Annotated in this window: 19 protein-coding genes; 15 read left to right on the top strand and 4 right to left on the bottom strand. The window is 52.1% G+C overall.

All coding sequences use genetic code 11. The features are described from left to right. Positions 1–43: 43 nt before the first annotated feature. The 3 genes from L6439_RS07145 (at position 44) to L6439_RS07155 (ending at position 2,397) form a co-directional block, all read left to right on the top strand. Positions 44–838 (top strand): SDR family NAD(P)-dependent oxidoreductase, encoded by a 795-nt coding sequence (locus tag L6439_RS07145; protein ID WP_213471309.1) that lies wholly within the window; start codon positions 44–46, stop codon positions 836–838. A 1,150-nt stretch (positions 839–1,988) separates the two neighbouring features. Continuing rightward, complete coding sequence (locus tag L6439_RS07150; protein WP_237096775.1) at positions 1,989–2,216, top strand: hypothetical protein; 228 nt, start codon at positions 1,989–1,991, stop codon at positions 2,214–2,216. Continuing rightward, entirely contained in the window at positions 2,206–2,397 is a 192-nt protein-coding gene (locus tag L6439_RS07155; protein ID WP_237096776.1) for a TroA family protein, read from the top strand. Before L6439_RS07150 ends, L6439_RS07155 begins: the two co-directional genes overlap by 11 nt. A gap of 149 nt (positions 2,398–2,546) precedes the next feature. On the opposite strand, the gene L6439_RS07160 is transcribed toward L6439_RS07155, so the two are convergent. The 3 genes from L6439_RS07160 to L6439_RS07170 form a co-directional block, all read right to left on the bottom strand. Then, on the bottom strand, positions 2,547–2,768 hold the full coding sequence (locus L6439_RS07160; RefSeq protein ID WP_168178735.1) for a helix-turn-helix domain-containing protein: 222 nt from the start codon (positions 2,766–2,768) through the stop codon (positions 2,547–2,549). 9 nt (positions 2,769–2,777) lie between these two features. Then, positions 2,778–3,254, bottom strand: coding sequence for a DUF2975 domain-containing protein (locus L6439_RS07165; RefSeq protein ID WP_213471310.1), 477 nt, complete (start codon positions 3,252–3,254; stop codon positions 2,778–2,780). Positions 3,255–3,345: 91 nt separating this feature from the next. Beyond that, complete coding sequence (locus L6439_RS07170; protein WP_213471311.1) at positions 3,346–4,143, bottom strand: DUF817 domain-containing protein; 798 nt, start codon at positions 4,141–4,143, stop codon at positions 3,346–3,348. A 259-nt stretch (positions 4,144–4,402) separates the two neighbouring features. On the opposite strand from L6439_RS07170, the gene L6439_RS07175 reads away from it, so the two are divergent. Further along, positions 4,403–5,131, top strand: a complete 729-nt coding sequence (locus tag L6439_RS07175) for a class A sortase (protein WP_213471312.1) — start codon at positions 4,403–4,405, stop codon at positions 5,129–5,131. A gap of 226 nt (positions 5,132–5,357) precedes the next feature. Here L6439_RS07175 and L6439_RS07180 read toward each other — a convergent pair whose 3' ends face one another. After that, complete coding sequence (locus L6439_RS07180) at positions 5,358–5,933, bottom strand: RNA polymerase sigma factor (RefSeq protein WP_168178729.1); 576 nt, start codon at positions 5,931–5,933, stop codon at positions 5,358–5,360. Between the two features lie 319 nt (positions 5,934–6,252). On the opposite strand from L6439_RS07180, the gene L6439_RS07185 reads away from it, so the two are divergent. The 11 genes from L6439_RS07185 (at position 6,253) to L6439_RS07235 (ending at position 14,529) form a co-directional block, all read left to right on the top strand. Next, positions 6,253–7,041 carry a hypothetical protein gene (locus tag L6439_RS07185; RefSeq protein ID WP_213471313.1) on the top strand — a complete coding sequence of 263 codons (789 nt, stop codon included), beginning with the start codon at positions 6,253–6,255 and terminating at the stop codon, positions 7,039–7,041. Between the two features lie 438 nt (positions 7,042–7,479). Then, on the top strand, positions 7,480–8,070 hold the full coding sequence (locus tag L6439_RS07190) for a TetR/AcrR family transcriptional regulator (protein ID WP_168178727.1): 591 nt from the start codon (positions 7,480–7,482) through the stop codon (positions 8,068–8,070). Then, a complete protein-coding gene (locus tag L6439_RS07195) occupies positions 8,070–9,182 on the top strand; it encodes an alpha/beta fold hydrolase (RefSeq protein WP_213471314.1) in 1,113 nt (370 codons plus the stop codon). Before L6439_RS07190 ends, L6439_RS07195 begins: the two co-directional genes overlap by 1 nt. Before the next feature lie 181 nt (positions 9,183–9,363). Beyond that, on the top strand, positions 9,364–9,906 hold the full coding sequence (gene sigY / locus L6439_RS07200; protein ID WP_213471315.1) for an RNA polymerase sigma factor SigY: 543 nt from the start codon (positions 9,364–9,366) through the stop codon (positions 9,904–9,906). Next, on the top strand, positions 9,890–10,300 hold the full coding sequence (locus L6439_RS07205) for a YxlC family protein (RefSeq protein ID WP_213471316.1): 411 nt from the start codon (positions 9,890–9,892) through the stop codon (positions 10,298–10,300). Before sigY ends, L6439_RS07205 begins: the two co-directional genes overlap by 17 nt. After that, entirely contained in the window at positions 10,297–10,530 is a 234-nt protein-coding gene (locus L6439_RS07210) for a sigmaY antisigma factor component (protein ID WP_213471317.1), read from the top strand. The genes L6439_RS07205 and L6439_RS07210 overlap by 4 nt, the downstream gene beginning before the upstream one ends. A gap of 22 nt (positions 10,531–10,552) precedes the next feature. Continuing rightward, complete coding sequence (locus L6439_RS07215; RefSeq protein ID WP_168178722.1) at positions 10,553–10,750, top strand: PLD nuclease N-terminal domain-containing protein; 198 nt, start codon at positions 10,553–10,555, stop codon at positions 10,748–10,750. Next, positions 10,747–11,670 carry an ABC transporter ATP-binding protein gene (locus L6439_RS07220; protein WP_213471318.1) on the top strand — a complete coding sequence of 308 codons (924 nt, stop codon included), beginning with the start codon at positions 10,747–10,749 and terminating at the stop codon, positions 11,668–11,670. Before L6439_RS07215 ends, L6439_RS07220 begins: the two co-directional genes overlap by 4 nt. Further along, positions 11,667–12,458, top strand: coding sequence for an ABC transporter permease (locus L6439_RS07225; RefSeq protein WP_213471319.1), 792 nt, complete (start codon positions 11,667–11,669; stop codon positions 12,456–12,458). The genes L6439_RS07220 and L6439_RS07225 overlap by 4 nt, the downstream gene beginning before the upstream one ends. 82 nt (positions 12,459–12,540) lie before the next feature. After that, on the top strand, positions 12,541–13,272 hold the full coding sequence (locus L6439_RS07230) for a BofC C-terminal domain-containing protein (RefSeq protein WP_168178719.1): 732 nt from the start codon (positions 12,541–12,543) through the stop codon (positions 13,270–13,272). A gap of 105 nt (positions 13,273–13,377) precedes the next feature. Next, complete coding sequence (locus L6439_RS07235; protein ID WP_168178718.1) at positions 13,378–14,529, top strand: cation:proton antiporter; 1,152 nt, start codon at positions 13,378–13,380, stop codon at positions 14,527–14,529. The last annotated feature ends 39 nt before the right edge of the window (positions 14,530–14,568 follow it).

The raw sequence follows: 14,568 nt of genomic DNA on the forward strand, positions 1-14,568 counted from the left end.
GATGTATCATGATCCCTATCCTAGACATAAGGAGTGCAGGCAGATGGATATGGGATTGAAGAATAAGACGGCTCTAGTAACGGGATCAACTAAAGGCATAGGAAAAGCGATTGCTCTTGAACTTGCCAGGGAAGGCGTTCATGTTCTCATAAATGGTCGGAACAACGATGAGGTAGAGCGCACGGTAGGTGAGATCCAGGCGGCGTTCCCGGAAACGGAACCTCGAAATGCAACGGCCGATCTCGTCGATTCGCGACAAAGAGAAGCTTTATTTGCGAATTTCCCCCACGTCGATATCCTCGTCAATAGCATGGGCATCTATGAAATCATGTCCTATGACGACGTAGACGATGCCGTATGGGAGAAGTACTTCCGCACGAACTTTCTCGCCGCCAACGACTTAACCAAGTTTTATCTGCCTTCCATGTTGAGTCGCGAATACGGCCGTATTATCTTCATCGCGAGTGAGGAAGCCGTCATGCCTTCCGGACAGATGCCTCAATACGGCGTGACCAAATCCATGCTGTTGTCATTGTCCAAGAGCTTGTCCAAGTTGACCCGCGGCGCCGAAGTTACAGTGAACACGATCCTGCCGGGACCGACCCTCTCCGAGAACGTGCGGCAGATCATCGAAAGCATTTATTCGAACGAAGAGATGACCTTCGAGGCTAAAGAGAAAGACTTTATGACGAAGAACCTGCCTCAATCCGAAATCCAACGGTTTATCAGACCTGTGGAGATCGGCCGATTGACTGCTTTCATTTGCAGCCCGATGGCCTCCGCCTTCAAAGGATCACCGATCCGCATAGATGGGGGAATGGTACCGACAATATTTTAATTTTTTGCTCTAACAGGAAACGTTAGTTTCATTAATACATCATGTGGTTGCCGCGGAATACATCGGGCACCCTCGTTAAACAATTGGGCAGCATAACTCAATACATGCGACATTAACGTGCTGATCGGAAAAAGACAGAGAGCTCCCTGAATATCGGGTAAAACGAGTTCTCATGCAAATCCAAAAAATCAAAGGATTCAAATCCTTTACCCAGATGACATAGTTCGACCCTGTGCGTTCAAGATCGCGAAATTGTTGTAACTTTCATCACCTCGATCGGCAATCACAATGGTTTTTCCCTTGATCGGGGAACGGTCGACCATGGTCGCCAGCGCCCTTCCCTCAATAAATAACCTTCGTGGCTGAACAAGGGCATCCACGTAAAGTCTGTTGCAGAGGTCATAGGCTGCGTTCAAAATGCAGCAGAAGGTTATAACCTTGGGATTCCAGGAATTCAGAGCGGGCTATCTTTTCGATAACCTGCTCTTTTGCTTGATTATGGTTTCGCGCCTTATCTTAATGACATTGGCCCTGAGGCAGTGCTTTCTTCGGGTTGCAGACAGGCTCCCATAACATCTTAATTATGGGTATACCATTGAAAATAGGCACTTTTGGAATTCGCTTCGTTCGTGCTTGTTTTAATTTGGAACGTATGGTTAGCATAGCTGCCTGCATCAATCGTAATAACGGAATTTCCTGTTATATTTGCTCGCCACCAACCGATACTGCTATTGACTGTACTGGTTATGCTTAAGTTAAGCAGAGATGCCCATTTTTTACTTAAAAAAGAACTCGCCTCCTGTTTCCTGAATGTGAGCTGCCTCTTTGGCAAGTATCTAGTTGGTTTACAGCTTCTTGTTTGTTACCATGCTGAAGATAGTAAGGCAGCTTCTAGGGTATATACTCTTTAAGCACCTGTCGATAACTTCAACGTTACCATTTGAATCGAAAAAGATTATGGGAGCTGTCTCCAAACATGATGATGGATGTGGACAAGTTAGCCGAGGTCTTTGCTAATGATTCCTATGATAGTACGGATTTCTTTTTATCATTCGTGGAGCAGCCAGAATAAGCGTGAATGGCACGGCCTACGAATTGCAGGCAGGATCCGTGTTGCACGCGGCTCCAGGCATGCAAATGGAATCGCAAGTTGCAGGTCAATCCGAGTTGGAGTCTTATTCCGTTTTTTATCGCCTGGACAAGAGGGAAGAAGAAAACTGCGATCATGAATGCCAGGCTCATCAAGGAAACAAAAGAATTAATCGAGAAAACCAAAGAGCGGCTGAGCGATCTGAAAAATAAGAATTTGGCCTTGTTGCGAGTTGACGGCAAAGCCAATTTTACCGCTCAGGGAACGAAAAAACACGATGTACGATGATGCATCGGCTGGCTTTGGGCTGTTGGCGCCGAACGGATATCCCGAAGACAGTGCCGTACTGTCACTGGAGGCTCTGTCGGAAATGAACCCCGATTATATCATTTTCCAGCATGATGTTGACATTGCAAAGGCCGCAGTCCAGGAAAAAGAGTCTTCCGCCGTGTGGAAATCATTGAAATGAGTCAAAAACAATCATGTTCTTTTTTTCGATACTTCCCTGAATACGGGAAGCGTCCTGCGATCAGGCTGGCCGCAGAGAATTTTATGGAACTGGCGGGCCGCTAAGAAAGAATGAAAAACGCCCCGGCTTGGATGAAGCGCGGGGCGGGTTCACGTTCCGGACGGATCCTCTTTCACATATTCCAATATATCGCCTGGCTGGCAGTCCAGCACTTCGCATATTTTCTCCAAGGTGGAAAAGCGGACCGCCTTTGCTTTGCCATTTTTCAGGATGGACAGGTTCGCCATCGTAATTCCGACCTTCTCCGACAGCTCGGTGACGCTCATTTTTCGTCTTGCCAACATAACATCGAGATTGATGATGATCGCCATTGGAACACCTCAGACTGTCAAATCGTTTTCGGATTTGATTTCAAGTGCGCGGGTCAGCAGCTCTTGAAGCACTGCCGCAAAAATCGCTACCGTGGAAGCGGCAAAAATGATGACTCCCCCTATCACGGCGATGGAAGTAAACAGGACGCCCTGCATCCCAAGGAATACCCCGCTTAACACATAGAAGATCGCGATCACGACGGCGCACTGCTTGATATGCTTCAACGATGCTGCCGCGCTTTCGGAAAAAGCATGGTTCCGTTCGATATAGCTGAGCAGCTTCAGGGATTGATAGAGAGCAATGTAAAACGGTATTGCCGTCGTATATACAACGATGAGCGCCGGATATTTCAAAGGGACATAATCGGGGTTCTTCGCCGCATGGCTTGTCACGAATCCGGGCAGCCAGAACAGAGACAGAATCAAAGCCGCAAGCCCAATCATGGCGATCGCCAGCTTGAGGAAGGCAGTTTTACTTCGCAGCATACAGCACCTCGCATAAAAATGAATGGCATTAGCATATCACTGCATTTATCGTTTATCAATATGTTTTGGATGTATCTTGGTAACCTTCATATTAGTGCATAGGAAGCGTACGTTCCTTGCTCTGGGAGCGCCCTTCCTTCACATGCTTCAACTGGGCGACGATCATGAACGACACGATGACCAGCAAGAACCACGAGCTGAATTTTCCCCACTGAACGAGATGCCAACCATTGGCTTGATGCGGATAGCGCCAAGCGCCCAGGAAGGTTCCGATATTTTCCGCTACCCAAATAAAGAAACCGATCAACGCAAACGAGAGCACGAGCGGCATGCGCCGCGTCACGCCCAGCACCGTATACTCGACATACGACCGAAAGAAGACGGCGAACAGCAGAAGGGTCAACACCCAGCGCAGATCGGATATGAAATGGTGGGTCATAAAATTAAGGTAAATCGTCGCGCCGAGCGGGACCGTGCACCACGCTTTCGGATACCGGTGCAGCTTCACCTGCAGGCGGCGCCACGCCTGACATAAGTAACTGGCTACACTTGCATACATAAATCCGCTGTAGAGCGGCACGCCGAACACCTTGGTCCATCCGTCGAGGGGGTAGGCCCATGATCCCATGTGTACCTTGAAAATTTCAAGCGCAAGCCCGATCAGATGGAACACGCAAATGACCTTTAGCTCATCGATCGTTTCCAGACCGGAACGGAGCATGATGGTTTGAACCGCGATACAGACCAGAAGCATAAAGTCATAAGCGGGAATGTACGGGATCTCGATCGCCCGCGTCAGCGCCAGCGCCCCGAAAATAATGGCCGGGAACAGGCAGGACAGCGCCTGCTGCCACCCGAACTCGACAAATGATTTCAGCTTGAAAGCCATACAAGTTCCTCCTGCATTGGAATCCGCCTCCCGGGACGCTTCGCCCCCTCCGCAACGGTTCCTTGAATGAGCCGCCATGGCGGCTCGATAGGTACTATCATAATCGGCGGTTTTCTCTTGGTCAATAAAAATTTATTGTTTATCGATAAATATTTATTGTTTAGTATATCCGTGTTCAGAATTTGTCTAGTTTTCCGGTGTCGCTGCTTGATGAAGTCGTCTATAATAAAACCGGAAAGAAACGAACGGGAGGATCGCAATGGCCGCAAAGAAGAGAACCGCTTCCAGAATAATCTATAATGCCGTCTGTGCCGCCGTGTTGCTGGCCGGTCTGTTCATCCTGCTGCACGAGCCTATCCAGAGCTGGTTCATCTCCAGAGGGACGAGCTCATTGGGACTTGACAAGGTGGCTGCGGCTGACCCGGTGAAGCGGGACGACAGCCATATTCGGAAGCAAGAGCCCGTTTTTAATTTTGAAGAGGTCGCGGAGCTTGATTTCGAGACGATCCTGATGGCGAATTTGAACAAAGATGATATTCATGTGATTGGCGGCATCAGCATTCCGAGCATTGACATGAATTTGCCGATAGGAGAAGGCGTTGCTCCGTATACGTTGGCGCTCACCGCGGGGACGATGAAGCGTGACCAGGTTATGGGGGAAGGCAATTATGCGTTGGCGGGCCATCACATGAACCGCAAAGATCTGCTGTTCAGCCCGCTCCTGCGAGTCAAAACCGGCGCCGCCGCTTATTTGACCGATATGGAGTACATCTATGAATACAAAATAGAGGAACAGAAAACAATCGAGGCCACGGCGGTGGAAGTCATTGAGGATCAGGGACCGGAACCATTATTGACCTTGATCACCTGCGATGAGACCGGCAAGGCCCGGGTGTTGACCCGAGGCCGCTTCGTCGGCAAGACGCCGATTCAGGATGCGACCAGGGAAATGAAGGAAGCCTTTCAACTGGAAATGAGCAACTTATAGCCATCTGCCATGCAAAGGTGCCGCCAAAGTCTTTTGAGATTCAGCAAGGAGCTGGAGCTTAAAAGGCTTTTTTTCTTATGAAAAAAGGGGCCGGGGGAATCGGCGGCAAGGAATTATGGACCTCGAAGAATGACAAATTTGGACGTGTTCAACCCATCCAAATTGTATTATTCTGAAAACATGAAATTGATAGCTGCATACGAAGGGAAGCAGGAGGGGAGAACCATCATCCTTCCTCGTTATCAACCCATTTTTTGCAAAAATAGTAACGCAATTTTTTGCGCGCTCTAACCAATAATTGCGCAGAAGCTTGCTCGCTGATTCCTAATTCCCGAGCCAGCTCCCGGTGCGACTTATCTTCCACATAATAGCGAAACAACACATTGCGGTAGCGCGCATTGAGCTGGTCAAGCGCTTCATGAAGCATTTCATCGCGTATTTGCTCCTCCACCTGATCGGCTACGGCCGTCTCGGCCGCCGAAGCGAAAAGCACCTCCTCATCCATGCCCTCCAGGTTGGATAGTGAATAACATTTTTTGTTTTTTCTCAAGTACGCAAAGGCGGTGTTCCTCGAAATTTGTTTGAGCCAGGCCTTTATCTTTACGGGATTTTGTGATTTAGGTGATGAGGCAATCACTTTGAGGAATGATTCCTGAATGACGTCCTCCGTCAGATCATGATTTCGGAGCAAGAAGTAAATATCGTGATAGATGAATTTTCGGTAGGATTGATAAGTCAGTTTTTGAGATTGACGATCTAATTGTTGGAAACCATCGCGCAAAAAAGATAACCACTGTTCCATAATGCCCCCCCCCCCACATCGTTGGATACAAGTATTATCCAATTTAATTCCCTATATATACTAATATATACTTATATCGTATATAAATCCATATTTGAATAGTGTCGATAATGTGAGCAAAACTACTAAAATATGAAAATAACGAAATATTAGGTCATATTTTGGAAGGATGAGCCGTCTAACCATGTAGAAAGGCGATCATCACGAAACTGCATCTCTTATCTTGCGGAGAGGAGGTGTATTTTCGGCAGAACAGAACGTTTTTTGGGAAGGGGCACATCAAGTTCTAGCGGGGAAATTTTCAAAAAAAGAAAGGGAGATGAATGGAAATGAAATCGGTAAAAAAACGATTGTCGGCATGGTAGCAATTATGGCTTGCGTGTCAGTGGCAACGGCGGCGTTTGCAGACACCAAATCAGCGAAGTTGACGGGATATGGGCAACTGAAAGGCACGTTAGAAGGGCGCTATTATGAAACCTCGGTGACTAGTAATCCTGACAATGCAATTTTAAACGGAAAGACGCTTATCGCACAAAAGAAACTCGAGAGCAGACGGGGAGATCGTTCTTTGGGCGGCTATTGGACCGGCCTGCCTTCTAATACCTCCAAGATACAGCCTCATCAGCTTGAAGAAAATAAGAATACGACGGTCGTCATGGGCAGTCTCGCTCATCAATTCACCAATCTGAAATACGATAATAACGGGGAAATGATTCCTCTGCGTTACGATGGGGGCGAACTAAAAATCGATTATTCCGTGAGCGCCTCCGGGGAAGCGAAAAATGTCGGCTTTCTTCTCTTCGTGGACGGATTTCCGCAGCCTTATCGTTTGAATGCGCCGGAAGCCCCCTATCAATATATGCACATTATCGATCCGGAGAAGGATGATCAAGAGACACCGCTTGCGTTTCTGTTTACCCCGGTTACGGGGAAGCAAGGAGATACCCCGCCGGTTAGCATAGCCAGTGTCTACAGCCCGGCATTCATCCCGGACTTGGCTGCGACGAGCTCCTATGGCGGGTATCATGCGATCCTGAGAGGCGGTTGGCTCCGTCGCTTTTGCCAGAGACGCAGATACTCTGGATCGTTCCGCGATTCCTCGCAATGAGTACATAAGCAATGTGCGCCTCTCTGCTGCCCCGCTGACGCAGGAACTGCTGGTTGACGCCGGTGCGGAATCGATTGACGAAGCTGACGATCAAGGATACAGCCTATTGCAATTCGATGGCTCATTGGCAGACGACAAACACCAGATCAACGACCAGGGCACCCTTCATGGGACCTTACCTTATTCGGCCCCCCTGGAGCGCGATATCAAAATACCTTTTACATCAATCATGAAGCATTAACAAGCGAGGATGGCGGTACTTTCGAAACCGTTCTGGAAAAAGGGAAGGCGGCAGTGATCGAGGCAGATCTCCACTTGGGGAATTTGGAAGATTTCAATACGTTTTACGTATAAATAAATGGGAATCTTTTGACTGAACAATGTTCAGTATGCTATAATCCCCCTAACTGAACTAAATTCAGTTGGGAGGATTTTTTTATGTCAAGGACGAAAAAACCGCCGGAAGAACGGCGTCAACAACTTTTGGATATTGGGATTGAATTGTTTTTGCGCAATGGAGTTGCGGGCGTATCTGTGCAAGATATTGTAAGGGAAGCCGGAGTTGCGACAGGGCTTTTCTACTACTATTTCAAGTCGAAAGAGGTTTTCCTGGATGAGGCTGTGGAAAGCTATGTCATGGGGCAAATACAGCAATATCAAGCCCTGCTCCAATGCGAAGAATTGACGGGGCTAGAGCGGCTTCAACGGCTTGTGGACGAATTTGTCACCTCAATGGATCAAACGGCGCAGGTCATCCGTGAGAATGCGGTCACAGGCCCGCAGCATCGCAGGATTGTGGAGGCTATGCTGCACAAACTCTCCCCGGAGCTGGAATCGTTCATTCGGCGAGGATGCGATGAGGGGATATTCCATGTGTTGCATCCTGCCGTCACGGCGCAATTTCTGCTTCATGGGCTATCGGGGGTATTCCACATGGGGAGAAATGAGGACTCCCATCAGACTCGTCAAGCGGAAATCGAACGGCTGACTTCTGCGGCGTTAGGCATCAGCGAAGGGAGGAGCAGGTAATGCCGTATATTCCCCTGCATCCGATAAAACAGTTTGATTTTCAAATCAATCGAATTTTAACGTATGGCGATGAAGCCTGCAGCTTCGACGAGATTAAGGGCGCCGTTCCGCAAATCGTTGATTTGGACTCTTGGTACCGGGCCTGGCTCCGTCTGGGAGAACAGGCGGAGGCCGACAACAGGAAGCTCCATGCCGCCTATTATTACCGCCTAGCCGAGTTTTTTCTCAAAAAAGGGCCTGAAAAACAGAAAATGTACGAGAAATCGCTTCATAACTTCCGCAGCGTAATGGATCGGGATGAACGCTTGCGGGTGGAATACGTGCCTTACGAACATTCCTCGATGAAAACGTTTATTTTTGAAACGGAAAATCCGCTGGGGAATATGGTTGTTTTCGGGGGATACGATTCCTTTATCGAAGAATTCTATTTGGCGATTCAGGACCTGGCGAAGAGCGGTTATACGATTTATCTTTTCGAGGGGCCGGGACAAGGAGAGTCGCTAAAAAAGGGTCTCGCCTTCGAACCGCATTGGGAAAAGCCGGTGAGCGCCCTCTTTGATTATTTCAAGCTGGAGGATGTGTGCCTGATTGGCGTGTCGTGGGGCGGCTATTTGGCGCTGCGCGCGGCGGCTTTTGAGCGGAGAATAGCGAAAACGGTTGCCTATGATGTCCTTTATGACGGGTTTGACTGTATTATCAACCCGTTTCCCGCAGCGATGCAGACGGTCATCAAGCTGATGTTCCGGATGAGAGCCAAGAGCCTGATTAACTTCGTGCTGCGGCAGGCCATGAAAAAGCAGCTTATTTTGGACTGGGCGATCTCGCATGGGCAATATATTACCGGCACAGACAGTCCGTATCATTTTTACATGGACTTGAAGCGGCATACGCTGCGCGGCATCACTTCGAAGATCAAATGCGATGTGCTGCTGCTCGCCGGAGAGCGCGATCATTATATTCCCAGTACTCATTATCATTTATTGATGAACCGGCTTACCAACGCCAACACGGTAACGGGCAGAATGTTCACCGAGGAAGAAGGGGGAGCCGAGCATTGTCAAATCGGCAATCACGGGTTGGCGATTAAGGCCATTTTGGATTGGCTTAAGTAACGTACGGGTACGATACAAAAGGGCAGACTCTTAGGAAACGGTTTACACTGGTTCTTAAGAGTTTTTTGCATGCAACGGATGATATTATGATCGATTCGTGATTTCCGATCGAACGATCGGACAGACTGAAACGTAATATAAGTACTTTACCTGCTGCAGGAGAAAAGGAGGCGGGGGACACGTGGATCAGGAGCAGGAATGGATTCGGCGGGCCATTCGCGGCGATACCGATGCGTTGGCCAATTTACTGCACAGGCACTATTCCTTTTTACACAAATATATGCTGAAGCTGACGATGAACCCGAGCGTGGCTGAAGATGTCGTGCAGGACACGATGGTGCGCTGTCTTGAGAAAATACACACCTATAACGGGAAAATGAAGTTTTCGTCGTGGCTCATCATGATCGGCTCGCGGCTGTATATCGATATGCTGCGAAGGAGAAAGGTCGAACAGCGTTGGCAGGAAGCGGAGGAGAAGGAGGCCGCGCGCCAGCTTCGCTATTATATGGAGTCGAGCGATGTCGAATGGTCTTGTCTGCTTGAACAACTGGGAGCATTGTCGGCTGAACAGCGTGCCCCGATTGTGCTCAAGCATTATTACGGCTACTCGATTCCCGAGATCGCGGTCATGCTCAATGTAAATGAAGGCACCGTCAAATCCCGAATTCATTACGGATTGGAGAAGCTGCGGAAGGAGTGGAGTAAGGATGAACAAGCGCAATAAGAAGAAGCTGGATATCTCGGTGACTGCCGAGGCGGGGCCGAACAAGCCGCACACGGCGCCCGCGGAATGGGAGGCCGACCCCGAATCGCTGCGCAGGCTGCACCAAGCTTGGGCCAGCCTGGATCAGGCCAGCGAGCGGAATGCGGAGATTCCGGATGTGGAACAGCTGCAGCGCATGCTGCACAGCCGCTTCCTGCGCAACCGCAGCCGTCTGTGGAAGGAATTGCTTCTGCTCTGGGGAGCGGCCTGCATTCTCGTCGGCGGGGGCTTGTCGCTGGCCATGACAGATTGGCGCGCATTTGCGGGCTTCCAGGCAGCGGCTCTGTTGGGCGGCGTCTTGTTCTGTCTCGTGAAGTCGCCTATTCGCGCTGGGGAGGAGGGTGAACGCGAATGAAACCGCATTACACAGTCGACGAAGTTCCGTGGTGGCTATGGGTCCTCATTGCAGTCATCCTCCTTATGCAAGGCACATGGCTGTTCCTGGATGCCCGCAAGCGCGGAAAATATCCGTGGTTCTGGGGAATATGGGGCTTTACAGGCACGCCGACGCCCCTATTGTGCTACTTATTGTTCGTCGTGAAGCCTTGGCGGAAGAACCGCGATTGGAATCATCCGGACAGATGACACTTGGGGAGGAGAAGCCAGCATGCCGGAAAACATACCATGGCCGCTAATTGTGCCGTTGCTCGCGGTCCAGCTCGTATTGATGTGCGTAGCCTTGGTCTCCCTGGTCCGATCGGAGCGGGCGAACGGCCCGAAATGGCTGTGGGCGATCATTATCGTCCTGTTGAATATCCCGGGGACGATCGCTTATCTCATGATGGGAAGGAAAGATGCGGCATGAATGCGATACAACTTCATCAGTTGACGAAGCGATACGGGGAGCATATGGCTGTCCAGGACGTGACGGTCAGCATACGCAAGCATTGCTGCACGGCTCTGCTCGGGCCGAACGGAGCCGGAAAGACGACGACGCTCCATATGCTCGCCGGGTTAATCCGGCCGACATCCGGCGAAGTACGGCTGCTGCAAGAAGACGGGACGGCAGCGGCGGGAGATTTGCGCCAATGGGTAGGCTTTCTGTCCCAGAAGCCCGCCTTCTACGGCTGGATGAGCGGAAGCGAGTGGCTCGTCTATCAGGCCGAGCTGTGCGGCATGCCCCGCAAGCAAGCGCGGTCGGCGGCCTCGCAATGGCTGGACAAGGTCGGGCTTGGCGATGCGGGCAGACGCCGAATCGGCGGCTACTCGGGAGGGATGAAGCAGCGGCTCGGCATTGCTCAGGCGATGATCGGCGGCTCGAAGCTGGTCATTCTGGACGAGCCGGTATCGGCGCTGGATCCGATTGGCCGGAGAGAGGTGATGACGCTGCTTCAGGAGATAGCGGGTGAGACTACTGTGCTTTTCTCCACTCACATCTTGTCCGATGCCGAGGAATTATGCGACGATCTGATCATGATGAACCGAGGCCGCATCGTCATGCAAGGGCAATGGGAGCAATTGCGAAGCGGAGCGGAACGTCCCCGGCTAACCGTCGAGGTCGAGCCGGATCCTGCCGCGATCGATTGGCTGCGGCGCTGGGCAGGGAAGCCGGTAGTGGAGCACAGCCGTATTGCCCGGGGGCGGGCGGAATTCACGGTGCGCAGCATAGACGAGGCGCGCCGCACGATACTGACGGAGGCGGCGGACATGGATATTCCGCTTCTCCGGTTGGAATGCGGCGTAACGAGTCTGGAAAATATGTTCATGGAGGCGATGATCTCATGAACCGATGGCATGTGCTAGCGCGCAAAGAAGGGCTGGAAATGGTCCGCAGCTACAAATTGCTCTGGGTTCCGCTCGTATTTCTGATGCTGGGTATCAGCCAGCCTCTTGTGATGAAGTACCTGCCCGATATTCTGTCATGGTCGGGAAGCCTGCCGCCAGGATTGGACATGGCCTTCCCGGAACTGCAGCCGGGCGCAATCATGGCACAGATATTAAACCAGTTCGGAACCGTCGGCCTGCTCGTTCTCGTATTGTCGCTAATGTCAACCGTCTCGGGCGAGATCCATACCGGTACCGCGGGTGCCGTCTTGGTCCGACCGGTATCTTACGGGGCATTTGTCGCATCGAAATGCCTGGCGGCTGCAGCGCTGACCCTTGTCTCCTTCCTGTTCGGGTACGGGGCAGGCTGGTATTATACGGAGATGTTATTCGGGAACGTCCCGGCAGCAGAGGGCGTGGCGGCGGGAGCCTGTTATGGTCTGTGGATGCTCTTCGCCGCCAACGTCACGCTGCTGATGAGCAGTTGGCTGCGCAGCGGAGCGGCGTCTGCGGCCCTGACCCTTGGACTCGTGCTGCTCTTGTCGCTCGCTCAGAGCTGGCGCATCCCGGGCGCCCGTTACTTGCCTTCGGCCCTGTCCGCCAATGCGGCCGCGCTGCTGATGCCGGACGCCCGGACCGAACCGATCTCCGGCGCCATCGCCGTTGCGATCGTCCTCAGCGCCGCTTGCGCGGTCTTGGCCGTCATTTTGCTGGAGACCCGGAACAGCATTCTCCCGGATGGCCGCTGAGGCCTTCGGAGAACGCGTCTGTTGGTATAACAACCCCCTCTATTGGGCCACACTATGGATAAAAAAGTAAGAGGGGATTGTCATGACTCGAGAACATCGTTCCCATTCCCGGTTCTCTGTTCGGATGAAGCAATGGAAACAAGATATTCGCCGCATGAAAGGCCCGATCTGGTGGCTCGTCGCTATTGTTTTATTTTTTGGTGCCCTGACCATAGGAATCCGCATGTCGATGGAGATCCGTCAGCTCATTTACGAGCGGGAGACGCCCGTCTCGATGGAGACGTTCGCGGCCATGCAGGACGATGAGTTCGCGAAGCTGCATGAATCTTCCCGGCTGGTGCTTAATCAGCTGCTCCAGCAGGACGACCGGAAGCGCGAAGTCATTCATCGCCAACAGTTCATTTGCGGCCAGCGGGAAGAGACGATGGGCAAGCATTCTTCGGCTGCTATCATTCAATTGATGCTGAATCATCCGGATTGGGGCGCCACGATGGATGATGCGGGCCGGGTCATTATGGAGGAACAGATCGAGGAAATATCCGATCGCTGCAAGGATGCCCGCATCAGTCTCGACGAGGACGGGAATCTGACGCTGTACGAAGGCCCGCCCGGGCAGAAAAAAGTAATTCGGACCTTCTTCCAAATCGATGTCGAATCGATGGAGAGCGCCCTCCCGCCCAATGTGCTTCAGCAGCTGTATGACGGGATTCTGATTACGGATACCGATGAATACCACAGCGTGCTGTCCACCTTCAGCGATTATGCGGTGGAAGCCTCGCAGAAAGTGATGAAGCCGGCGGAGGAAGCCAAGTGACAGCCGGATCACATACGACTAAGGACATCCTTTTGGGCGTCCTTATTTTTTGTCCGCTGCGGTGGAATGATAAGAATCATCCGATTCCAAGGAAGGAGGATGCGTATGGATATCGTGCTGATGCTCCTCATTGTGCTGACGGCGACCAAGCTGGCCGGAGATTTGACGGTCAGGCTGGGCCAGCCCTCCGTGCTGGGGAAGCTGATCATCGGCATCATAGTCGGTCCAGCGGTCCTGGGCTGGGTGACCAACGGGGACATCGTTCGCGACATGGCCGAGGTCGGCGTCATCCTGCTTATGTTTATCGCCGGTCTGGAGACCGATCTGGATCAATTGAAGCAGAATTGGAAAGCGTCGGTGGCCGTCGCGCTCGGCGGCATTATTTTGCCCTTCGTCGGCGGGTATCTCGGAGGGATTGCTCTCGGTATGGATCAAGGACACTCGCTGTTCATCGGGCTGCTGCTGTGCGCCACTTCCGTCAGCATCTCGGTTCAGACGCTCAAGGATCTCGGACAGCTCAGCTCCAGGGAAGGAACGACGATTCTCGGAGCCGCCGTCGTCGATGATGTTCTCGTCGTCATCCTGCTGGCCTTCATGCTGAGTCTTCTCGGAGCGGGGACGGAGCAGGCTTCCCTAGGATGGATCGTCGGCAAGAAGGTCATTTTCTTCGCCGGGGCGATTGCCGCGGGCATCTTTGCCGTTCCCCTCCTGATGCGCTGGCTCGCTCCATTGAAGGTAAGCGAAGCGGTGATCAGCGCGGCGCTCATCATCTGCTTCGCCTTCTCTTATGCCGCGGAGCAATTGGGCGTGGCCGGGATTATCGGCGCGTTCGCCGCCGGCATCGCCATCTCGCAGACCGACTTCAAGCAGGAGGTGGAGCACCGGCTGGAGCCGATCGCTTACGGAATATTCGTGCCGGTCTTCTTCGTCAGCGTCGGATTGGAGGTCACCTTCGCCGGACTGGGCCAGCATATTGGATTTATGCTGCTAATCTCGGTTATCGCGATTGTCACCAAGCTCTTCGGCTGCATGCTGGGGGCACGCATGACCGGTTTCGGCCGCCGGAGCGCGTTCGGCATCGGATCGGGGATGGTATCCCGCGGCGAGGTCGCCCTCATCATCGCCACCGCAGGCCTGGAGGGGGCGCTGTTCGACCCGGCCCTGTTCACGCCTCTCGTCATCGTCATCATTGTGACGACGCTCGTTACCCCGCCGATGCTCAAAACGGCCTTTCGCCGGGCCGAAAACCGATCTTGACGTCAAGCGCGGCGTCCGGACGGCTTCGGATGCGTCCAT

Origin of the sequence: Paenibacillus dendritiformis (assembly GCF_021654795.1) — a bacterium.
In the GTDB taxonomy this organism is placed as follows: domain Bacteria; phylum Bacillota; class Bacilli; order Paenibacillales; family Paenibacillaceae; genus Paenibacillus_B.